Origin of the sequence: Streptomyces sp. PsTaAH-124, assembly GCF_000373685.1 — a bacterium.
GTDB classification, from domain to species: domain Bacteria; phylum Actinomycetota; class Actinomycetes; order Streptomycetales; family Streptomycetaceae; genus Streptomyces; species Streptomyces andamanensis.
In genome coordinates this window covers 1-20,475 of record NZ_KB892180.1, presented here as the reverse complement: position 1 = coordinate 20,475, position 20,475 = coordinate 1, and the positions used below count along the sequence as shown (strand labels likewise).

17 protein-coding genes are annotated in these 20,475 nt (G+C 73.9%); 9 read left to right on the top strand and 8 right to left on the bottom strand.

The features are described from left to right. Nucleotides 1–132: 132 nt before the first annotated feature. From B086_RS40575 to B086_RS0123305, 3 genes are all read right to left on the bottom strand, one after another. On the bottom strand, nucleotides 133–834 hold the full coding sequence (locus tag B086_RS40575) for a hypothetical protein (protein ID WP_051576425.1): 702 nt from the start codon (nucleotides 832–834) through the stop codon (nucleotides 133–135). Next, nucleotides 822–1,361, bottom strand: a complete 540-nt coding sequence (locus B086_RS0123310; protein ID WP_018568846.1) for a SigE family RNA polymerase sigma factor — start codon at nucleotides 1,359–1,361, stop codon at nucleotides 822–824. The genes B086_RS40575 and B086_RS0123310 overlap by 13 nt, the downstream gene beginning before the upstream one ends. A 384-nt stretch (nucleotides 1,362–1,745) precedes the next feature. Continuing rightward, nucleotides 1,746–2,789 carry an A/G-specific adenine glycosylase gene (locus tag B086_RS0123305; protein WP_018568845.1) on the bottom strand — a complete coding sequence of 348 codons (1,044 nt, stop codon included), beginning with the start codon at nucleotides 2,787–2,789 and terminating at the stop codon, nucleotides 1,746–1,748. Nucleotides 2,790–2,991: 202 nt separating this feature from the next. On the opposite strand from B086_RS0123305, the gene B086_RS0123300 reads away from it, so the two are divergent. Next, nucleotides 2,992–3,837, top strand: a complete 846-nt coding sequence (locus tag B086_RS0123300) for a hypothetical protein (RefSeq protein WP_078531167.1) — start codon at nucleotides 2,992–2,994, stop codon at nucleotides 3,835–3,837. Nucleotides 3,838–3,937: 100 nt separating this feature from the next. On the opposite strand, the gene disA is transcribed toward B086_RS0123300, so the two are convergent. Together disA and radA are read right to left on the bottom strand one after the other, a co-directional pair. Then, on the bottom strand, nucleotides 3,938–5,062 hold the full coding sequence (gene disA / locus B086_RS0123295; protein ID WP_026252689.1) for a DNA integrity scanning diadenylate cyclase DisA: 1,125 nt from the start codon (nucleotides 5,060–5,062) through the stop codon (nucleotides 3,938–3,940). A gap of 92 nt (nucleotides 5,063–5,154) precedes the next feature. Then, entirely contained in the window at nucleotides 5,155–6,564 is a 1,410-nt protein-coding gene (radA, locus tag B086_RS0123290) for a DNA repair protein RadA (protein WP_018568842.1), read from the bottom strand. Nucleotides 6,565–6,761: 197 nt separating this feature from the next. Between radA and B086_RS0123285 the strand changes: the two genes are divergently transcribed. Beyond that, nucleotides 6,762–8,507: a BACON domain-containing protein gene (locus B086_RS0123285; RefSeq protein WP_018568841.1), complete on the top strand. Its 1,746-nt coding sequence runs from the start codon at nucleotides 6,762–6,764 to the stop codon at nucleotides 8,505–8,507. An 87-nt stretch (nucleotides 8,508–8,594) separates the two neighbouring features. Here the strand turns inward: B086_RS0123285 and B086_RS0123280 are convergent, their stop codons facing one another. Beyond that, a complete protein-coding gene (locus tag B086_RS0123280) occupies nucleotides 8,595–9,392 on the bottom strand; it encodes a hypothetical protein (protein ID WP_018568840.1) in 798 nt (265 codons plus the stop codon). Nucleotides 9,393–9,547: 155 nt separating this feature from the next. Between B086_RS0123280 and B086_RS0123275 the strand changes: the two genes are divergently transcribed. The 3 genes from B086_RS0123275 (at nucleotide 9,548) to ilvD (ending at nucleotide 13,449) form a co-directional block, all read left to right on the top strand. Continuing rightward, nucleotides 9,548–10,480 carry a Ppx/GppA phosphatase family protein gene (locus B086_RS0123275; protein WP_018568839.1) on the top strand — a complete coding sequence of 311 codons (933 nt, stop codon included), beginning with the start codon at nucleotides 9,548–9,550 and terminating at the stop codon, nucleotides 10,478–10,480. Between the two features lie 108 nt (nucleotides 10,481–10,588). Continuing rightward, entirely contained in the window at nucleotides 10,589–11,413 is an 825-nt protein-coding gene (locus B086_RS0123270; RefSeq protein ID WP_018568838.1) for a sugar phosphate isomerase/epimerase family protein, read from the top strand. Nucleotides 11,414–11,595: 182 nt separating this feature from the next. Further along, nucleotides 11,596–13,449, top strand: a complete 1,854-nt coding sequence (ilvD, locus tag B086_RS0123265) for a dihydroxy-acid dehydratase (protein WP_018568837.1) — start codon at nucleotides 11,596–11,598, stop codon at nucleotides 13,447–13,449. Nucleotides 13,450–13,549: 100 nt separating this feature from the next. Here ilvD and B086_RS0123260 read toward each other — a convergent pair whose 3' ends face one another. Continuing rightward, a complete protein-coding gene (locus B086_RS0123260; protein ID WP_026252688.1) occupies nucleotides 13,550–15,766 on the bottom strand; it encodes a serine/threonine-protein kinase in 2,217 nt (738 codons plus the stop codon). A gap of 185 nt (nucleotides 15,767–15,951) precedes the next feature. Here B086_RS0123260 and B086_RS0123255 point away from each other — a divergent pair, with 185 nt between their 5' ends. The 4 genes from B086_RS0123255 (at nucleotide 15,952) to proC (ending at nucleotide 18,700) form a co-directional block, all read left to right on the top strand. After that, nucleotides 15,952–16,293 (top strand): SH3 domain-containing protein, encoded by a 342-nt coding sequence (locus tag B086_RS0123255; protein WP_018568835.1) that lies wholly within the window; start codon nucleotides 15,952–15,954, stop codon nucleotides 16,291–16,293. Nucleotides 16,294–16,336: 43 nt separating this feature from the next. Continuing rightward, nucleotides 16,337–16,858 carry a hypothetical protein gene (locus B086_RS0123250; RefSeq protein ID WP_018568834.1) on the top strand — a complete coding sequence of 174 codons (522 nt, stop codon included), beginning with the start codon at nucleotides 16,337–16,339 and terminating at the stop codon, nucleotides 16,856–16,858. Nucleotides 16,859–17,000: 142 nt separating this feature from the next. Continuing rightward, nucleotides 17,001–17,792 (top strand): class I SAM-dependent methyltransferase, encoded by a 792-nt coding sequence (locus B086_RS0123245; RefSeq protein WP_018568833.1) that lies wholly within the window; start codon nucleotides 17,001–17,003, stop codon nucleotides 17,790–17,792. 98 nt (nucleotides 17,793–17,890) lie between these two features. After that, nucleotides 17,891–18,700, top strand: coding sequence for a pyrroline-5-carboxylate reductase (gene proC, locus B086_RS0123240; protein ID WP_018568832.1), 810 nt, complete (start codon nucleotides 17,891–17,893; stop codon nucleotides 18,698–18,700). 25 nt (nucleotides 18,701–18,725) lie between these two features. Here the strand turns inward: proC and trpS are convergent, their stop codons facing one another. Beyond that, nucleotides 18,726–19,721 carry a tryptophan--tRNA ligase gene (gene trpS, locus B086_RS0123235; protein ID WP_018568831.1) on the bottom strand — a complete coding sequence of 332 codons (996 nt, stop codon included), beginning with the start codon at nucleotides 19,719–19,721 and terminating at the stop codon, nucleotides 18,726–18,728. Nucleotides 19,722–20,475 lie beyond the last annotated feature (754 nt).

Below are 20,475 nucleotides of genomic sequence, written 5' to 3'. Positions count from 1 at the left end.
CCGGCGGGTCCGGTCCGCCGGGCGCCGCCGACGGGCCGGGGCCGCCGGGGCACCGCGTTCACGGGGTGTTCGGACCGGGAGGCCCGATCGGTTCACCCCGCCGGCGGGCCGTCGCGACCGGTGCCGCCGGTGCTACGGCTCGGCCGGTTCCGGTTCCGGCTCCGAGGGCGGCGTCGCCTTCGCGCCCCCGCCGACGGTCTTGCTGTACTCGTTGCGGGTGCTGAACGCCTTCGTGAACCCGCTGCCGGACCAGCGGTAGGTGATGACGTCCTCGCCCGAGGGGTTCGAGACCGGGTCGCCGCGCTCGTACACCTGCTTGGTCACGACGAGGTCCCCGCGGTCGATCTCGGCGTAGACCGGCGGCTCCTCGGCCGAGAACACGTTCTCGTAGCCGTCGCCCGGCTTGCGCTCACGGTACACATAGGCACCGAGCCCGACCGCGTCCCCGCAGGTCAGCACGTTGACGACGATGTCCTCGACGGAGGTGCCGGTCAGCTTGCCGTACGACACGTCGACAGGGTACTCGTCGGCGACGCACGGCTTGAGGCCGTTCTTGACGGTGGGCGAGACCTTCGGGTCGTCCTTGATCAGCCGGACCGCGTCCACCGCGCGCGGGGTCTCGCTCGGGCTGGGCGAGGGCGCGGCCGGGGTGCCCGCCACCGAAGGGGCGTCGGCGGGTCCCTCGTCGCGGGCGCCGGTGCCGCCGGTGCCGCAGGCGGACACCAAAAGCCCGAGGGCGGTGACCACGGCCACCGCCGTACTCACCGCCTGGAGGGTCCCTGGAGCCCCGGTGGGCTCAGGGCCGGTACCAGCCCTGCCGGTCAGGCCGCGCAACGCTCCCGCTCCTCACGCTCCAGCGCGCGTGCGTCCAGATCGCGGGCCTCCAGCTCCTCGCGGAGCCGGGCGAGCGCCCTGTGCAGCGTGCTCTTGACCGTTCCCGCTGACATGCCGAGTGCCGCGGCGGTCTCTTCGGTGGACATCTGCTCCCAGTGTCGCAGCACGACGACACTGCGCTGCTTCGGAGCGAGGACTTTCATGATGTCCATGAGCAGCGCGCGGTCGGCGTGCTGCTCGGTGGCGTCCTCGACGGAGGCGTCCGGCAGCTGCTCGGTGGGGACCTCCTCCAGCTTGCGGGCCCGCCACCACTCGGTCCGCGTGTTGATCATGACACGGCGCAGATAGGCGTCCGCGAGCCGCTTGTCGGCGATGCCGTCCCAGCGGCCGTACGTCCGCACCAGCGCGGTCTGGAGCAGGTCCTGGGCGTCGACCGGGTCCGGCACCAGCCGGCGTGCGCTGCGCAGCAGCGCGTCCTGCCGGGTACGCACGTACTCCTCGAACTCGAGCACCTCACCCTGCGCCATGATCAACCGCCTCCGCTCCCCGTTTCCCGGCCTGTTTCCCGCCGGACCCCGAGCCTGTGATGCGGGCGGGCTGTGGTCGGCAGCCGCCCGGTGCCTGTCGGGCACGAAGATGAAGCTACGGAGGGCTTGTCACGGCGTTGTCCGAAGCAGCCTGCGGAAAGCGCGCGGCTGTACGTCGGTTGTGTAACGGACGACGTAACGGGGTAGAGAACCAGGCCGGTTGGCGTGGATATGGGGTGATTTGCCCCCCAGGTCGGCGCGCGGGTCTGTGACACAGAGACCCGCGGCGCCCCCTGAGGCTGTGACGCGGCTGTGCGGTGACGGGCCGTCAGGCGGGGTCCGTCAGGAGAGATCCGTCGGGAGAGGTCCGCCAGGTGAGGTCCGTCAGGTGAGCGGCAGCCGGTACAGGCCGCCCGCCAGGGGCTCGACCAGTCCGTCCGCGACGAGCCCGTCCAGGGCCCGCGCCCGCTGCACCGGTTCGTGCCACACCCGGTCCAGTGCCGCCTGCGGCACCGGCGTGCGGGCCTCGCGCAGCACGGCGAGCAGCTTGCCGCGCACCTGCCGGTCCGTCCCGGCGTACGTCTGGCCCCGGCGCGGCGGCCCCTCGTGCTCCGGCTTGCCCGCCTGCCGCCAGGCGCAGTGCGCGGCGATCGGGCAGCGGTGGCACGACTCGTTCTTCGCCGTGCACACCAGCGCGCCCAGTTCCATGGAGGCGGCGGCCCAGCGGGCGGCGGTGCGCTCGTCCTCGGGCAGCAGGGTGCGGGCCAGCCGCCGTTCGGCGGCGGTGGTGGCGTTCGGCGGGTAGCGCACCCCGGTGACGGCGCGGGCCAGCACCCGGCGGACGTTGGTGTCCAGCACGGCGTGCCGCTGCCCGTACGCGAAGGAGGCGACCGCCGCCGCCGTGTACTCGCCGATGCCGGGCAGGGCCAGCAACTGCGCGTGCTCGGCGGGTACGTCGCCGCCGTGCCGTTCCGTTATGGCGACCGCGGCGCCGTGCAGGCGCAGCGCGCGGCGCGGGTAGCCGAGCCGGCCCCAGGCGCGCACCGCCTCGCCGGGCGCCTCCTTGGCGAGGTCGGCGGGGCGCGGCCAGCGCTCCAGCCACTGCTCGTAGACGGGCAGCACCCGGCTCACCGGGGTCTGCTGGAGCATGAACTCGCTGACCATCACGCCCCAGGCGCCGGCGTCGGCGCGCCGCCAGGGCAGATCGCGGGCGTTGCCCTCGAACCAGGTGATGACCTGGGTGTGCAGGGTCTCGCCGAGCGGGGCGCCGGCGGACGAGGAGGCCGCGGCGGAGGACTCGGGGCCGGTCTCGGGGCCGGCCGCGGAGACGGTCCCGGCGGTGGGGGCGGCCGTGGTCTCGGTCGGGGTCCCGGATGCGGGGGCCGGGGCGGAGGGGGTGCTGTGTGGGGGCAGTGTGGGCGCAGTCATGTCGCCATCGATCCTGCCACGCGGGGGCGCACGGGCGGGTGAACCGGCGCGGACCGTTTCGTCACCGTGCGTCTCGGAGCGGTCACCGGACCCGCAAGGCGGGCCTGCGGGACGGGCGTTGTTGAAATGATGATCCGGAAAAGTTGCGTCCGGCGCGGCGGGTGCGTCGGGGGAAGCGCGGGATCTCTCGTAGGGTTGGGGCGTGGGATCTCTGCGCAATCCGGTCGGGCCGCTTCCCTCCTCCATCTACTGGCGACGGAGGGTCGTCCTGGTGTCCCTGGCCGCCCTGTTGGCCCTGCTGGTCATCTGGATCGTCACCTCGGGCGGCGGAGGCGGGGGCCGCAAGGACGCCGGGGGCGCGGCAGGCGGCAAGAACCCCACCCCCTCGGCCATCGAGCCGGGACCGTCCCAGTCCGGCCCCGCGATCAGCCAACACCCCGGCGGGCGCGACGAGTCCGGCGGCGGTGACTCCGGCGGGAGCGGCGCGTCGTCGGGCGGCAGCGGCAGCGGCAGCGGCGGCGCGGGCGGCGCGGGCTCGGGGGGTTCCGGCGCGGGCGCGTCCACGGGCGGCGCGGGCGACGACGGCAAGGGCGGCTTCACGGGCGGCGGTACGGGCGCGGTGCTGCCCGCCGGGAGCACGCTCCCCGACTGCACCGCCTCCGCGGTGAGGCTGAGCCTGCGCAGTGTGCGCAACTCCTACGGGCCCACCGAGACGCCCGCCTTCGAACTGATCGCGAAGAACGCCTCCGGCAGCGACTGCAAGGTCGATCTCGGCCCGAGGACAGCGGTCCTGACGGTCGGCCAGGCCGGTGGCGACGGCGGCTACTGGTCCTCGGCCGACTGCCCGAAGACGGCCGGCAGCCTGCTGTACCGGGTCCCGGCCGGCAGCGGCATCACCTCGACCGTGCGCTGGGACCGCAGGCCGAGCGCCCCGCAGTGCGCCACCCCGCCGTCCGGCACCGCCGCCCTCGGCAAGACGTATCTGGTGGAGGCGAAGGTGCCGGGCTACGGCAAGCTCCAGACGTCGTTCGTGCTGTCGGCGGACTGAGCCGGGCGCCCGGCCCGGTCCGGCCCGGCCGCGCGAGGACGGCCGCGCGGGGGCCGCTGCGCGAGGACTCCCGCGTCCAGGGCTCCCGCGTCGAGGACTCCTAGACGTACCGCTCAAGGATCGACGACTCCGCCAGCCGCGACAGCCCCTCGCGGACGCTGCGGGCGCGGGCCTCGCCCACGCCGTCCACCGTCTGGAGGTCGTCGACGCTCGCGGCGAGCAGCTTCTGGAGGCCGCCGAAGTGCTCGACCAGGCGGTCGATGATGGCGCCGGGCAGCCGGGGGACCTTGGCCAGCAGCCGGAAGCCGCGCGGGGAGACCGCCGAGTCCAGGGTCTCGGGCGAACCGGTGTAGCCGAGGGCGCGGGCGACGGTGGACATCTCCAGCAGCTCCGCGTGCGAGAGCTTGTCCAGCTCGGCGAGGGCCTCCTCGACCGTACGGGAGCGCTTGGCCGTGGGCTCGGGCACATAGTCCCGGACGACCAGCTCGCGCTCGGGCTCCACGCCCGCGATCAGCTCGTCGAGCTGGAGGGCCAGCAGCCGGCCGTCGGTGCCCAGCTCCACCACGTACTCGGCGATCTCGGTGGCGATACGGCGGACCATCTCCAGGCGCTGCGCGACCGCGGAGACGTCCCGGACCGTGACCAGGTCCTCGATCTCCAGCGCCGACAGGGTGCCCGCGACCTCGTCCAGGCGCAGCTTGTAGCGCTCCAGCGTGGCCAGGGCCTGGTTGGCGCGGGAGAGGATCGCCGCCGAGTCCTCCAGGACGCGGCGCTGCCCGTCGACGTACAGCGCGATCAGGCGCATCGACTGGGAGACCGAGACCACCGGGAAGCCGACCTGCTTGCTGACCCGGTCCGCCGTGCGGTGCCGGGTGCCGGTCTCCTCGGTGGGGATCGTCGGGTCCGGGACGAGCTGCACGCCCGCCCGCAGGATCTTCGACAGGTCCGAGGACAGCACGATGCCGCCGTCCAGCTTGCACAGCTCCCGCAGCCGGGTCGCCGTGAACTCGACGTCCAGCACGAAACCGCCCGTGCACATCGTCTCCACGGTCTTGTCGGAGCCGAGCACGATCAGACCGCCGGTGTTGCCGCGCAGGACCCGCTCGAGTCCGTCCCGCAGCGCCGTGCCGGGTGCCACGGCGCTCAGTGAAGCGCGCATCAGGCCATCGGCGCCGGAGCTCCCACCGGACTTTCCGGGAGCTGCTGCCCGGTCGTTGGCTGCCACTGCACTCCTCCGGTCGCAGGTCTTCGGGCGCCCCCGCCGCCGCACTCGGCGCGTACGCCGTGCCGGACGGGCGGGCGGGACCAGCGCAAAGTCTACCGGCGGTCCTCCGGCTCCCGCGGGGCCTCTCGGCGACGCGAGCGCGGCAGGACCCGCAGCGCGTCCCCCATGTCGGCCACTTCGAGGACCTTCATCCCGGGCGGCACCTTGCCCGGATCGCCCGGTACGAGCGCGTGCGTGAAGCCCAGGCGGTGCGCCTCGGAGAGCCGGCGCTGCACGCCCGTGACCCGTCTGACCTCGCCCGCGAGGCCCACCTCGCCGATCGCGACCAGGTTCTTCGGCAGCGGGGTGTCGCTCGCGGCCGAGGCCAGCGCGAGCGCGATGGCGAGGTCGGCGGCGGGCTCGGACAGCTTCACGCCGCCGACCGTCGCCGAGTAGATGTCCCGCTTGCCCAGCGCGCTGATCCTCCCGCGCTGCTCCAGCACGGCCAGCATCATCGACACCCGGGAGGTCTCCAGGCCCGACGTGGTGCGCCGCGGCGAGGGGATCTGGGAGTCCACGGTGAGCGCCTGGACCTCGGCGACCAGCGGGCGGCGGCCCTCCAGGGTGACGGTCAGACAGGTGCCGGGCACCGGTTCGGCGCGGCGGGTCAGGAACAGGCCGCTGGGGTCGGCGAGGCCGGTGATGCCCTCGTCGTGCAGCTCGAAGCAGCCGACCTCGTCGGTCGCGCCGTAGCGGTTCTTGACGCCGCGCACCAGGCGCAGGCGCGCGTGCCGGTCGCCCTCGAAGTGCAGCACCACGTCCACCAGGTGCTCCAGCAGGCGCGGACCGGCGATCGCGCCGTCCTTGGTGACATGGCCGACCAGCAGGGTGGACATGCCGCGCTCCTTGGAGGCGCGGATCAGCGCCCCGGCCACCTCGCGGACCTGCGCCATGCCGCCGGGGGCGCCGTCGATCTCGGGGGAGGCCACCGTCTGCACCGAGTCCATGATCAGCAGCGAGGGCTTCACCGCGTCCAAGTGCCCGAGGACGGCGGCCAGATCGGTCTCGGCGGCCAGATAGAGATGGTCGTCCAGGGCGCCGATGCGGTCGGCGCGCAGCCGCACCTGGCTCGCCGACTCCTCGCCCGTGACGTACAGCGTGCGGTGCTCGTCGCTCGCCGCCTTGGCGGCCACGTCCAGCAGCAGCGTGGACTTGCCGACGCCGGGCTCACCGGCGAGCAGGACCACGGCGCCGGGCACCAGACCGCCGCCCAGCACCCGGTCCAGCTCGGGCACGCCGGTGGTGCGGGCCGTCGCCTGCCGCCCGTCGACCTGGCCGATGGGCAGGGCGGAGGTGGTGACCCGGCCCGGTGTGGTCGTCCGCACCGCGGGCGTGCCGTACTCCTCGACCGTGCCCCATGCCTGGCACTCGGGGCAGCGGCCGAGCCACTTCGCCGTCTGCCAGCCGCACTCGGTGCAGCGGTAGGACGGACGGTCCTTGGTGGTCTTCGTACGGGCAGCCATGCGTAAGACCGTAGCCGCAGCCACTGACAGCGCCGACGCCCGCACGGCCACCGGCTCGAACGGCATCGAACACGCGCGCCCGAAGGGAGGAGCCGCCGGTGCCCGTCCCCGTATGAGGGATCGTTTCACCCGTACGGATTAAAAGTGCGCAACAGGGAAGAACGGACGAACCTCCGCCGCCTACGGTCGCACAGGTGATGAGCAGCAGTCCGGAGACCTCGACCCGTACGAACCGTACGACCGGTGAGCACCGGGCGGACCGCGAGGCGCGCGAGGCGCGCGACCGCGCTGCCGCGCGCACCCTGGCGCAGCACCCGCCCGCCGCCTACGACCCCCACCTCGACGGCCTGTTCACCTACTGCCTGTCCGTGCTGTGCGACCACGACGCGGCGACCGCCGCGCTGGGGGACGCGCTGGCCTTCGCCGAGCGGCGCGCGCCGCGCCTGCCGCAGGATCCGGCCGAGTACCGGGCGTGGCTGTACGCGCTGGCCCGCTGGGCCTGTCTGCGGGAGCTGGCCGAGGCCCGGCTCAGACGCCGGGCGGGCCATGCCGCGGGCCGCCCCGGCGGTTCCCGGCACCGCCCCGGGTGGTCCGCGGCGGTGCCGGTCCCGGCGGACGTCCAGGAGCGGCGGCGCCGTGAACTGGCCCTGCTGGCCTGGCCGGAGGCGGCCGGCACCACCCCGGAGCAGCGCGAGGCGCTGGAGCTGGCCGTGCGCCACCACCTGAGCGGCCACGAGACCGCCGCCGTGCTCGGTCTGAGCACCGCCGCCGCCCGCGAACTGCTCGCCGCCGCGGCCTGCGAGGTGGAGCGCACCCGCGCGGCGCTCGCCGTCGCCGAGGCCGGCGGCTGTCCCGGCGTCGCCGCGCTCACCGGCGACGGCAGGCTCGTCCTCGGCACGGCCCTGCGCCGCGAACTCGTCCGGCACGTCGACGACTGCCCGCGCTGCCGCCGCACCGCCGAGCGCGCGCACCCCGCGCGCTGGCCCGGCGCCAGCGTCACCCCGGCCGCGCTGCCCGTGCTGGCCGCGCCCCGTACGGACCTGGGCCTGGCCATGGCGCACCACTCGCGCGCGCGGGGTGCCGCGCCGCGCCTGGACCGGCGCGGATTCCCGATGGACCCCAAGGACCGCGCGGCCCGCAGGGAGCGCCTGCGCGCGCGTGCGGTCACGACGACGGTCGTCGCCACCGTGGTGGCCGCGCCGGTGCTGGCCCTGTGGGCGGCCTACCGGGGCACCCCGACCGGCGAGGGCCATGGCGGCCCGTCCGCCACCGCGCGCGAGGGGCACGACTCCGGTGCCCTGGCCGGGGAGGACACCGGCGGCTACGAGAACACCGGCAGCGCCCGGACGCGCCCCGGCGGCCCGTCCGGCGGCGCGGGGCCCGACGTCTCGGTGGAGGTGCTGGGCGACGCGGGCGCGGGCGACGCCCAGGGCGCGAACGGCACGCTGACCGTGACCGCCGCCTCGGGCACCGCCGACACGACCCTCGTCACGCTCACCGCCTCCGGCCCGGAGCCGGTCCGCTGGATCGTGTCCACGCAGGCGTCCTGGCTGTACTTCAGCCGCTCCTCGGGGACGCTGGAGCCGGGCGCGTCGATCACGGTCAAGGTGTACGTCGACCATCTGCGCGAGCCCTCCGGGCCCTGGAGCGCGCGCGTGGAGATCACCCCGGCGGGAGCGGTGGTCTTCATCTCCGGCCACGGCCGGGCCCCGAGCCCGACCGTCCCCCGGCCGACCCGCACCGCGGGCCCGGCACCGGGCGACGGCACGCACAGCCCCACACCGGATCCCACGGGCACCGCGGACCCCTCGGGCCCGCCCACGACCGATCCGCCCTCGTCGGGCCCCTCCACCCCGCCGCCCACCGGATCGTCCCCGTCCGACCCGGGAGACTCGCCCGCGCCCACCGGCGACGACGGCACACCGGGCCCGAAGGGCGGCTGAGCACCACAAGGGCGACGGATCTCCGGAGGAGACCCCGCCCCGGACGGGGTGGGGCCCCTGCCGGTCGCGTCCCGGCTCGGTCCCGGCTCAGTCCCGGCGGTCCGCCGGGTGCGCGGCCAGCAGCGGCAGCCGCGAGGCGAGCCGCTCCTCGCACAGCTCGACCAGCCGGTCGTAGCCCTTCTTGCCCATCAGCTCGGTCAGCTCGGCCCGGTAGGAGACGTAGACGGGGTCGCCCGCGCCGTGCGCCGACGTGGCCGAGGTGCACCACCAGTGCAGGTCGTGGCCGCCCGGACCCCAGCCCCTGCGGTCGTACTCGCCGATCGACACCTGGAGCACGCGTGTGTCGTCCGGGCGGTCGATCCACTCGAAGGTCCGCCGGACCGGCAGCTGCCAGCACACGTCCGGCTTGGTCTCCAGCGGCTCGCGGCCCTCCCTGAGCGCCAGGATGTGCAGCGAGCAGCCCATGCCGCCGGAGAATCCGCGCCGGTTCTGGAAGATGCACGAGCCCTGGAAGGGACGGGTCTGCCGGGAGCCCTCCTCGTCCTCGGACACCCAGCCGTTCTCCGTGCCCTCGGCGTGGTTCTGCCAGATGTCCGGGGTGAGCCGGGCCACGTGCCCCGCGACCCGCTGCTCGTCCTCCTCGTCGGAGAAGTGCGCGCCCAGCGTGCAGCAGCCGTCCTCGGCGCGGCCCTCCTGGATGCCCTGGCAGCCGCTGCCGAAGATGCAGTTCCAGCGGGAGGTCAGCCAGGTCAGATCGCAGCGGAAGACCTGCTCGTCGTCCGCCGGGTCCGGGAACTCCACCCACGCGCGCGCGAAGTCCAGTCCCTTCTCGTCCGGCTGCGGGCCCGCCGGGGCACCGGTCTTCGCCTTTTTCGTCTTTGGCACGCGTCCAGGGTAAGTCGCCCGGCCCCGCACCCGGGGCCGCCGCGTCCGGGCGCCCGGAGCCGCCGCCTCCGGCCCCCACCGGGCGCGCTCCGCACGGTGCCGGGAATCCGGGTCAGGGCCGGAGCACGCGCCCGATGGCAGTAGCGTTTCCGTACATGAGACTCGGTGTCCTCGACGTGGGTTCGAACACGGTGCATCTGCTGGTGGTCGACGCGCACCCGGGCGCGCGCCCGCTGCCCGCGCACTCGCACAAGGTGGAGCTGCGCCTGGCCCAGCTGCTCGACGAGGGCGGCGCGATCGGGGCCGAGGGCGTGGAGCGGCTGGTGGCCGTGGTCAGGGACGCGCTCCAGGCCGCCGAGGACAAGGGCGTGGAGGATCTGCTGCCGTTCGCGACGTCGGCGGTGCGCGAGTCGAACAACGCCGACGACGTCCTCGCGCGCGTGCAGGCCGAGACGGGCGTACGGCTCCAGGTGCTCAGCGGCGCCGAGGAGGCCCGGCTCACCTTCCTCGCCGCCCGCCGCTGGTTCGGCTGGTCGGCGGGCAAGCTGCTGGTCCTGGACATCGGCGGCGGCTCCCTGGAGATCGCCTTCGGCATCGACGAGGAGCCCGACGCCGCCGTCTCGCTGCCGCTCGGCGCGGGCCGGCTCACCGCCGGCTGGCTGCCCGGCGACCCGCCGGACCCGGAGGCCGTCCGGGCGCTGCGCCGCCATGTCCGTGCGGAGATAGCGCGGACGGTCGGCGAGTTCAGCCGCTTCGGCGCCCCGGACCACGTGGTCGCCACCTCCAAGACGTTCCGGCAGCTGGCCCGGATCGCCGGGGCCGCCCGTTCCGCCGAGGGCCTGTACGTGCAGCGCGAGCTGAAGCGCGAGTCCCTTGAGGCATGGGTGCCGCGGCTGGCCGCGATGACGGCCGGTGAGCGCGCCGAGCTGCCGGGCGTCTCGGAGGACCGCGCGGGCCAGCTGCTCGCCGGTGCCCTGGTCGCCGAGGCCGTGATGGACCTCTTCGGCGTGGAGCGGCTGGAGATCTGCCCCTGGGCCCTGCGCGAGGGAGTCATCCTGCGGCGCCTGGACCACATGGGAACGGCCTAGCCGCAATCGCGGCGCGGGCGTGGGGCGTACGCGGGCGGGACGTGAGACCGGCCACGACGGGCGGGCGCGGGCCCTGGAGCGCCCTCGCCACCCCGTAACCTGTCCCTCGTGGTGGAACCCGTCGTGCGCATCCCGGATGCGAAGGTCGCCCTGTCGACGGCCTCCGTGTACCCGGAGTCGACGGCGACGGCCTTCGAGATCGCCGCGCGCCTCGGCTACGACGGCGTCGAGGTCATGGTGTGGACCGACCCGGTCAGCCAGGACATCGACGCGCTGCGCCGCCTCAGCGACCACCACGGCATACCGATCCTGGCCGTGCACGCCCCCTGTCTGCTGATCACCCAGCGGGTGTGGTCCACCGATCCCTGGGTCAAGCTCCAGCGCGCCCGGTCGGCGGCCGAGCGGCTCGGGGCGAGCACCGTCGTCGTGCACCCGCCGTTCCGCTGGCAGCGCCAGTACGCCCGTGACTTCGTCTCGGGGATCTGGCGGATGGCGGACGAGACGGACGTGCGCTTCGCGGTGGAGAACATGTACCCCTGGCGCTACCGCGACCGCGAGATGCTCGCCTACGCGCCCGACTGGGACGTCACCAAGGACGACTACCGCCACTTCACGATCGACCTCAGCCACGCGGCGACGGCCCGCACCGACGCCCTCGCCATGGTGGACCGCATGGGCGACCGCCTCGGCCACGTCCACCTCGCCGACGGCAAGGGCTCGGCCAAGGACGAGCACCTGGTGCCGGGCCGCGGCGGACAGCCCTGCGCGGCGCTGCTGGAACGCCTCGCCGGATCCGGTTTCGACGGCCATGTGGTGATCGAGGTCAACACCCGCCGCGCGATGTCCGGCGCCGAACGTGAGGCCGATCTCGCCGAGGCCCTGGCCTTCACCCGCCTGCACCTGGCCTCGTCGGCGCGGCTGCGCGGGCGCTGACGCCCCCCCCGCCGCACCCCCGGCCGGGCACCGGCCCGAGACGGCCGTCCCGTATTCCGGACAGGGCGTCCCGCCCCGTGGATGACCGGCGTACGCTCGACGGAGTCAGAACTCTGTCCGCCGCAGGCATCCGGACGCACCGGCGCCACCAGCGGCAGAACCCTTTGAAGGAGCGAGCGACGATGCCCGAGCTGAGGTCCCGCACAGTCACCCACGGCCGCAACATGGCGGGCGCCCGCGCCCTTATGCGCGCCTCCGGTGTACCCGGTGCGGACATCGGCCGGAAGCCGATCATCGCCATCGCCAACAGCTTCACCGAGTTCGTGCCCGGCCACACCCACCTGGCCCCGGTCGGCCGGATCGTCGGCGAGGCGGTCCGCGAGGCCGGCGGCATCCCGCGCGAGTTCAACACCATCGCCGTCGACGACGGCATCGCCATGGGCCACGGCGGCATGCTGTACTCGCTGCCCTCGCGCGACCTGATCGCCGACAGCGTCGAGTACATGGTCGAGGCGCACTGCGCCGACGCCCTGGTCTGCATCTCCAACTGCGACAAGATCACCCCGGGCATGCTGATGGCCGCGCTGCGGCTGAACATCCCGACGGTCTTCGTCTCCGGCGGCCCCATGGAGGCCGGGCGGGCCACCCTGGTCGACGGCACCGTGCGCACCCTCGACCTGATCGACGCCATCGCCGACGCCGCCAACGACAAGATCTCCGACGAGGACATCCTCCGTATCGAGGAGAACGCCTGTCCGACCTGCGGCAGCTGTTCCGGCATGTTCACCGCCAACTCGATGAACTGCCTGACCGAGGCCATCGGCCTCTCCCTGCCGGGCAACGGCTCGGTCCTGGCCACCCACACCGCCCGCCGCGCCCTGTACGAGGACGCGGCCCGCACGGTCATGGACATCACCCGCCGCTACTACGACCAGGACGACGAGACGGTCCTGCCGCGCAACGTCGCCACCTTCGCGGCCTTCGAGAACGCCATGGCCCTCGACATCGCCATGGGCGGCTCCACCAACACGATCCTGCACCTGCTGGCCGCCGCACAGGAGGCGGGCGTCGAGTTCGGCCTGGAGCAGATCGACGCCGTCTCCCGCCGCGTCCCCTGCCTGGCCAAGGTCGCCCCGAACGTCGCCAAGGACCGCACGTACTACATGGAGGACGTGCACCGCGCCGGTGGCATCCCCGCCCTGCTCGGCGAGCTGCACCGGGCCGGACTGCTCAACGAGGACGTGCACGCCGTGCACAGCCCCTCCCTGGCGGACTGGCTCAAGACCTGGGACGTGCGCGGCGGCTCCCCCTCGCCCGAGGCCGTCGAGCTGTGGCACGCGGCGCCCGGCTGCGTCCGCTCCAGCGAGGCGTTCTCCCAGTCCGAGCGCTGGGAGGCGCTGGACACCGACGCCGAGGGCGGCTGCATCCGCTCCGCCGAGCACGCCTACTCCAAGGACGGCGGCCTCGCGGTCCTGCGCGGCAACCTCGCCGTGGACGGCTGCGTGGTCAAGACCGCGGGCGTCGACGAGTCCATCTGGACCTTCGAGGGCCCGGCCGTCGTCTGCGAGTCGCAGGAGGAGGCCGTCGAGAAGATCCTCACCCAGCGGATCACGGCCGGTGACGTCGTCGTCATCCGCTACGAGGGTCCCAAGGGCGGCCCCGGCATGCAGGAGATGCTCTACCCGACCTCGTACCTGAAGGGCCGCGGTCTGGGCAAGGTCTGCGCGCTCATCACCGACGGCCGCTTCTCCGGCGGCACCTCGGGCCTGTCCATCGGACACGCCTCCCCCGAGGCGGCCTCCGGCGGCACCATCGCGCTGGTCGAGGACGGCGACCGCATCCGCATCGACATCCCGAACCGCTCCGTCGAACTCCTGGTGGACGACGCGGAGCTGGCCCGCCGCGAGCAGGCCCTCGGCGGGGTGTACGCCCCGAAGAACCGCGACCGCAAGGTCACGGCCGCCCTGCGCGCCTACGCCGCGATGGCCACCAGCGCCGACAAGGGCGCCGTCCGGGACGTCTCGAAGCTCGGCTGACCCGCGGAACACACCGAGGGGCCGTCCCGTCCGGGGCGGCCCCTCGCGCATGCCGCCGGGAGGCCGCGCGCCGTCGGCGGACCCCCGGGGCGTACGGACGTCACCAGGCGGACGGATCCCGCGCGTCCACCGCGAAGACCGTGCCGTCCGGCGCGCCCCCGCACACATGCCCGGCCACCGGCACCGGATCCGGGACCGAGGAGGCCACCCGGTCCCCGCCCGCGCCGAGCCGCGCCGGTGTCTGGCCGACCAGCGCGCCGCTGCGCGCGTCCACGGCCAGCAGCCGCCCGTCCGACGACAGCACGTACACATGCCGCGCGTCCGCGACCGGCGCCGAACCCCGGCTCACCGATGTCTCCAGGGACCACAGCTGCCGCCCGGCCGCCAGATCGACGGCCACCAGCGAACCGCCCGCGGACAGCAGGTGGACCACGTCCCCGCGCACCGTGGCGTGCGCCTGCTGGAGCGGGACCGACAGCGCCACCTCGCGCGTCGCGCCCGCACCGGGGGAGTAGCGGACCACCGCGCGCGTGTCGCCGTAGACCCCGTCGACCGACTGGAGGAACAGGGAACCGCCCGAGGAGCCGAACGGCCGCAGCGTCCCCGCCAGCCGAGCCTGCCAGCGCACGGCGCCCGTACGGGGGTCGACCGCCGTCACCCGCGTGCCCTTCCCGCCGTCGCCCGGACCCGTCGCGTACGCCAGCGGATCCCCGGCGAACGAGATGAAGGACGGCAGGCCGAGGCCGGGCACCCGCCTGCTCCACCGGACCGCGCCGGAACCGGCGTCCACCCCGGTCACCGTGCCGTCCGCGGCGGTCAGCAGCAGCGTGTCCCCGGCGAACCGCATCCCCCGGTACGCCGACGCGTCCCGCTGCCAGCGCACCTCGCCCGTGGCCGGGTCCAGCGCCCGCAGCACCCCGTCCCGGCCGGCCGGCGCCACCACCAGACGGCCCGCCACCACCGGAGCGCCGGTGACCGGCGCGGCCGCGGCCGGGCGCCGCCACAGCACCGTGCCGTCCGCCGGGGCGAGCGCGAACACCAGCCCCGGCTCCGCGCACACCACCCGCCCGGCCGCGGACACGCAGTGCGGCACACCGCCGCCCTGCGCCACCGGCCGCGCCTGCCACCCGGCGAACGCCGCCGAGGCGGTGCGCGGCGCGTCACTCCCGTGCGCGGCCTCCTTGCCGCCGCCCAGCAGCTCCACCGCCGTCAGCGTGGAGCCCACGACCAGGACGCACACCCCCGCCACCAGCGCCAGCCGCCTGCCCATCCACCGGCCCGGCCACCGTCCGGGGCGCCGCACCGGCTTCCCGGCGGCGCCGTCCGCGGGCCCGGCCCCGGCCTGATCCGCCGCCGGTGCGGGGTGCGGCACGGAGTCCGGCGCGGGACCCATTGCCGATCCCGGCTCCGATTCCGGCTCCCGCTCCGGCCCGGCGGCACCCTGCGCGCCCGCCCGCTGCCCCGGCACGAACAACTGCGTGTCGTACGAGGCCGCCACCGACCGCAGCTCGCGCATCAGCTCGTCCGGGGTCGGCCGGTCCTCCGGTTCCTTGGCCAGGCAACGCCGGATCAGCGGGGCCAGATCCTCCGGCACACCGGTCAGATCCGGCTCGTCGTGCACCACCTGGTACGCCACCACGTACGGGCTGTCGGAGTCGAAGGGACCGCGGCCCGTCGCCGCGTGCACCAGCACCGACCCGAGCGTGAAGATGTCGGCGGCCGGTCCCACCTCGCGCGGGCGCCGGAACTGCTCGGGCGCCATGAACGGCGGCGTACCGATCAACTTGCCGGTCTCGGTCCGCAGTTCGCTGTCCTTGGGACGCGAGATACCGAAGTCGATGACCTTCGGGCCGTCCTCGGCGAGCAGTACGTTGCTCGGCTTGAGATCGCGGTGCACGACCCCCACCCGGTGGATGTCGCGCAGCGCCTCGGCGAGCCCGGCCGTCAGCCTGCGCAACCGCGCCGGAGCCATCGGTCCGTTCCGCTTGACCTCCTCGGCGAGCGTGGGACCCGGAATGAACAAGGTCGCCATCCAGGGCCGCCCGGCCTCCGGATCGGCGTCCACGACCGACGCGGTGAAGGCACCGCTGACCCGGCGGGCCGCCGCCACCTCCTGCCGGAAACGCCCCCTGAACTCCGGATCCCGGGCGAACTCCGCGTGCACCACCTTCACCGCGAGCCGCAGCCCCGAGGTGCTCCGGGCCAGGTGCACCACCCCCATGCCACCGGAGCCCAGACGCGCTTCGAGCCGGTAGTGCCCGGCATATTCCGGAAGTTCCGCTTCCGCGCCCGCTCCGATGTTGCGCTGTGGCGACATGGACCACCCCCGTGCTGTTCGTCCGCGCGCGCGACGCACCGACCCTAGTCGATGACTCGAACGGGACTGAGGCGGCTTGCTAGCGTTCGCGTGCGAGTCGCGCACACCTGTCCCACCGCGCGGCCCAGGGGAACGAACACCTCCGCGGCGCTCATGCCGCGGGGCACGACGGGGGAGGTCCTTTCATGACGGTCGACCATGCCGAGGAGACGGCCGGCGGAACCGGCACAGCCGCAGGCGAGGACAAGGAGCAGCAGATCACGGCCCACGCCGCCGCCCTGCGCTACTACTCCGTCGCACCCGGCGTCGCCCTGAACGTCCGCAGCGGCCCCGGCACCGGATACCCGGTCGTGCGCACCCTGCCGGTCGGCGCCAAGGTCCCGGTGTACTGCCAGTCGCCCGGCACCAAGGTCTCGGGCCCGTACGGGACGTCGGGCATCTGGGACAACATCGACAACGGCGAGTTCGTCTCCGACGCCTACATCTACACCGGCGCCGACGGCTACATCGCCCCGCGCTGCTCCTGAGCCCGCCCGGGGCCCGCGGCCCCCGGGGCGCCATAATCGTCGGGTGAGCGACGAGAACGGCACCCCGGACACCCCCGCGGGCCCCACGGCCACCGGCACCGCCGGGCCGCGCCCCGAGCCCCTGCGCTTCTTCGGCACGACCTGGGTGCACCACGACAACGGCTACGCGCTGCGCCGCGCCGGGGTCGCCGCCGGTTCGCTGCTGGCGGCGGCAGCGGCCTGCTTCGTGCTCCGCTTCGCCTACGAGGGCATCCAGATCGCGGACTCGGGCGCCTTCGTCAGCCTGCTGGTCGTCATCATGTTCGCCGTGTGCAGCGCGCTCGCCTTCGGCCACACCTGGGGCGGCTTCAGCACCCGTCCCGACCCCGAGCGCCAGTCCTCCCTGCGCGGCCTGCTCGCCATCGGCTTCGTCGGCTCCCTCCTCGCGTACTTCTTCCGCTCCCTGACCGAGGCACCCGGCGAGGGCCTGCACCGCAAGGAGTACGAGCAGGCCCGCGAGCAGTACGAGCGCCGCAGCACCCGGCGCACGGGCAACCCCTCGAAGAAGAAGCGCCGCCGCGACTGACCGGCGGCACCCGCCCGCCGCCACCCCGCGAACCCCGGCGCCCGCCCGACCCGTACGGCCCCTGCCCGGCGCGGCGCGCGCCCCGCGCAAACCACCGGGAAAATCCCGCCCGCCCGGCGACCGCCTGGACGACCATGGGTCCATGACCGTCTCTCCGCCGCCCGCCCCGGACCCCGCCGCCCACGCCGTCCGCGCCCGCTCCTTCGACGCGGCCGCCGCCCAGTACGCGGCCAACCGCCCCTCCTACCCGCCGGCCCTGTTCGACACGGTCGAGGAACTCGCCGGCCGCCCGCTCGCCGGGGCGCGCGTCGCCGACGTCGGCGCCGGTACGGGCATCTCGACGGCCCTGCTGCACGAGCGCGGCGCCCAGGTCCTGGCCGTCGAACCCGGTGACGGCATGGCCGCCCAGTTCCGCGCCGGCCACCCCGGCATCCCGATCGTGCGCGGCAACGGCAACGCCCTGCCGCTGGCCGACGCCTCGGCCGACCTGATCACCTACGCCCAGGCCTGGCACTGGACCGACCCGGCCCGCTCGGTCCCCGAAGCGCTGCGCGTCCTGCGCCCCGGCGGCTCCCTCGTCCTGTGGTGGAACACCGACGCCCTCGACATCGACTGGATAGCGGAGGCCGGCCGCCGCACCGGCCGGTTCTTCGGCGTCGACATCCCCGCCGAGAAGCAGCGCGCCGCCCGCACCGAACTGGCCGACCCCACCGGCCGCCTCCGCTTCACCCGCCGCGCGGTGCGCTGGAGCCGCCGCGTCCCGCTCGACACCCACCTCGCCAACATCGGCAGCCACTCCTTCTTCCTCGTCTGCCCCGAGGAGCGCCGGGCCGACTTCTTCGCCCGGGAGCGCGCCCATCTGCTGGAGGTCTTCCCGGACGGCGTCGTCGAGGAGACCTACGACGTCCTCCTCCTGGTCGCCGCCAACGACTGACCCGCCCGCGCACCCGGCCGCACCGCCGCCCCCGGGCACATGTCCCGCCAGCCGGACAACACCCCGTATCCCGGACCGCCGGTGCGAGGATGAGGCCCATGAGCCAGAAAGTCGCAGTCCTCGGCACCGGCAAGATCGGCGAAGCCCTGCTCAGCGGAATGATCCGGGCCGGCTGGGCGCCCGCCGACCTCCTGGTCACCGCCCGCCGTCCCGAGCGCGCCGAGGAACTCCGTGCCCGCCACGGCGTCACCCCGGTCACCAACGCCGAGGCGGCGAAGACCGCCGACACCCTGATCCTCACGGTCAAGCCGCAGGACATGGGCACCCTGCTCGACGAACTCGCCCCGCACCTGCCCGCGGGCCGGCTGGTCATCAGCGGCGCGGCCGGCATCCCCACCTCCTTCTTCGAGGAGCGGCTGGCCCCGGGCACCCCGGTCGTGCGCGTCATGACGAACACCCCGGCCCTGGTGGACGAGGCCATGTCCGTCATCTCCGCCGGCACCCACGCCACCGCCGGGCACCTCAGCCACGCCGAGGAGATCTTCGGCGCCGTCGGCAAGACGCTCCGCGTCCCCGAGTCCCAGCAGGACGCCTGCACCGCGCTCTCCGGTTCGGGTCCGGCGTACTTCTTCTACCTGGTCGAGGCCATGACCGACGCGGGCATCCTGCTCGGCCTGCCCCGCGACAAGGCGCACGAGCTGATCGTGCAGTCCGCCATCGGCGCCGCCGTGATGCTCCGCGACAGCGGCGAGCACCCCGTGAAACTCCGCGAGAACGTCACTTCGCCGGCCGGGACGACGATCAACGCCATCCGCGAGCTGGAGAACCACGGGGTGCGGGCCGCGCTGATCGCCGCGCTGGAGGCCGCCCGCGACCGCAGCCGCGAACTGGCCTCCGGCAACAGCTGACCCGCCGCCCGCCGCCTGCCCGCTGTCAGGCGGGCAGCAGCCCGATGGCCCGGTACGCCGCGTCGACCGTCGGCCGCGCCATCGTCCGGGCCTTCTCCGCGCCCGTCCGCAGCACCTGCTCCAGGTACCCGGGATCGGCGCACAGCTCCCGGTGCCGCTCCTGCACCGGCCTGAGCACCTCCACCACGGCCTCCGCGGTGTCCTTCTTCAGCGCGCCGTACGACGAGTACGACGCGGCCAGGTCCTCCGGGTCCCCGCCCGCGCAGGCGGCCAGGATCTCCAGCAGGTTGGTGACGCCGGGCCGCGTCGCCCGGTCGTGGACGACGTCCTGACCGCTGTCGGTCACCGCGCGCATGACCTTCTTCCGCACGGCCTCCGGCTCGTCCAGCAGATAGACGATGCCCGGTCCGGTGTCGTCGGACTTCCCCATCTTCGACACCGGGTCCTGGAGGTTCATCACCCGCGCCGCCACCTTCGGCGACGTCGCCTTCGGCACCGTGAACGTCTGCCCGTACCGGTGGTTGAACCGCACCGCCAGGTCCCGGGCCAGCTCCACGTGCTGCGTCTGGTCGTCGCCGACCGGCACCTCGTCCGTGTCGTACGCGAGGATGTCCGCCGCCATCAGCGCGGGATACGTCAGCAGGGAGAGCCGGACGCTGCCGCCGCGCACCTGCTCGCGCGCGGACTTCTCCTTGTACTGGATCATCCGGCGCATCTCGCCGTCGGTGGCCACGCATTCCAGCAGATAGGACAGCCGGGCGTGCTCGTCCACATGGCTCTGCACGAACACCGTGCACCGCTCGGGATCGAGTCCGGCCGCCAGCAGCAGCGTCGCCGCCTGCCTGCTGAGTCTGCGCACCCGGGCGGGGTCGTGGTCCACGGTCAGGGCGTGCAGGTCCACCACGCAGAACAGGGAGTCCGCCCGGTGCTGGTCGGTCTCGGCCCACTGCCGCAGGGCGCCCAGGTAGTTCCCGAGCGTCAGATGCCCGGTCGGCTTGACCCCGCTGAAGACCCTTGTCATCTCTGTTCCCTCTCCGGTCGAGGCCGCCGTCCCTGCGGGCCGGCCCCCGGAGTCCTGGAGGGGAAACGAGAACGGCCGCCGAGGCGGCGGCCGTTGTCTGCGTACGTGAGCAGGGCCGCCGTCAGGCGGGCCACCACTGCTGGTTGTACGTACGCGTCGTCATGCCCGTCAGCGTACGCCTCCGCCGCCCGCCCCAGCCATGGGTTGACACGCCGCTGGGGGATCCGTAAGGTACTTCGAGTTGTCCGACGTGAGAGCCGACTCCGGTCGGTCCCCGGGCAGCCACTCCGCACGTACTCATCACTACACGGCGACAGTCGTTTTACGTCTGTCTGGCGTCGTGCATTGTCATGTGTATTCACGGAATGAGGAATCCGCGTTCGCGAGAACGCAGGCCCCCGATTCGCTCGGGAGCCCGGAATCCGCTAAAGTCTCACTCGTCGGAACGGCCCAACGGCTGGGAAGACGGAACCCGCTGACTGGGGGTCAGGTCGAGAAAAGATCTGATAGAGTCGGAACCGCCGGAAAGGGAAACGCGGAAGCGGGAACCTGGAAAGCACCGAGGAAATCGGATCGGAAAAAGATCTGATAGAGTCGGAAACGCAAGACCGAAGGGAAGCGCCCGGAGGAAAGCCCGAGAGGGTGAGTACAAAGGAAGCGTCCGTTCCTTGAGAACTCAACAGCGTGCCAAAAGTCAACGCCAGATATGTTGATACCCCGTCTCCGGCCGTCATGGTCGGGACGAGGTTCCTTT

Bases quoted from the DNA above. Each gene is read 5' to 3' on its own strand.
- B086_RS0123310 (WP_018568846.1), bottom strand. From the start codon at position 1,361: ATGGCGCAGGGTGAGGTGCTCGAGTTCGAGGAGTACGTGCGTACCCGG.
- B086_RS0123305 (WP_018568845.1), bottom strand. From the start codon at position 2,789: ATGACTGCGCCCACACTGCCCCCACACAGCACCCCCTCCGCCCCGGCC.
- radA (WP_018568842.1), bottom strand. From the start codon at position 6,564: ATGGCTGCCCGTACGAAGACCACCAAGGACCGTCCGTCCTACCGCTGC.
- B086_RS0123285 (WP_018568841.1), top strand. From the start codon at position 6,762: ATGAGCAGCAGTCCGGAGACCTCGACCCGTACGAACCGTACGACCGGT.
- B086_RS0123275 (WP_018568839.1), top strand. From the start codon at position 9,548: ATGAGACTCGGTGTCCTCGACGTGGGTTCGAACACGGTGCATCTGCTG.
- ilvD (WP_018568837.1), top strand. From the start codon at position 11,596: ATGCCCGAGCTGAGGTCCCGCACAGTCACCCACGGCCGCAACATGGCG.
- B086_RS0123260 (WP_026252688.1), bottom strand. From the start codon at position 15,766: ATGTCGCCACAGCGCAACATCGGAGCGGGCGCGGAAGCGGAACTTCCG.
- B086_RS0123255 (WP_018568835.1), top strand. From the start codon at position 15,952: ATGACGGTCGACCATGCCGAGGAGACGGCCGGCGGAACCGGCACAGCC.
- B086_RS0123245 (WP_018568833.1), top strand. From the start codon at position 17,001: ATGACCGTCTCTCCGCCGCCCGCCCCGGACCCCGCCGCCCACGCCGTC.
- proC (WP_018568832.1), top strand. From the start codon at position 17,891: ATGAGCCAGAAAGTCGCAGTCCTCGGCACCGGCAAGATCGGCGAAGCC.
- trpS (WP_018568831.1), bottom strand. From the start codon at position 19,721: ATGACAAGGGTCTTCAGCGGGGTCAAGCCGACCGGGCATCTGACGCTC.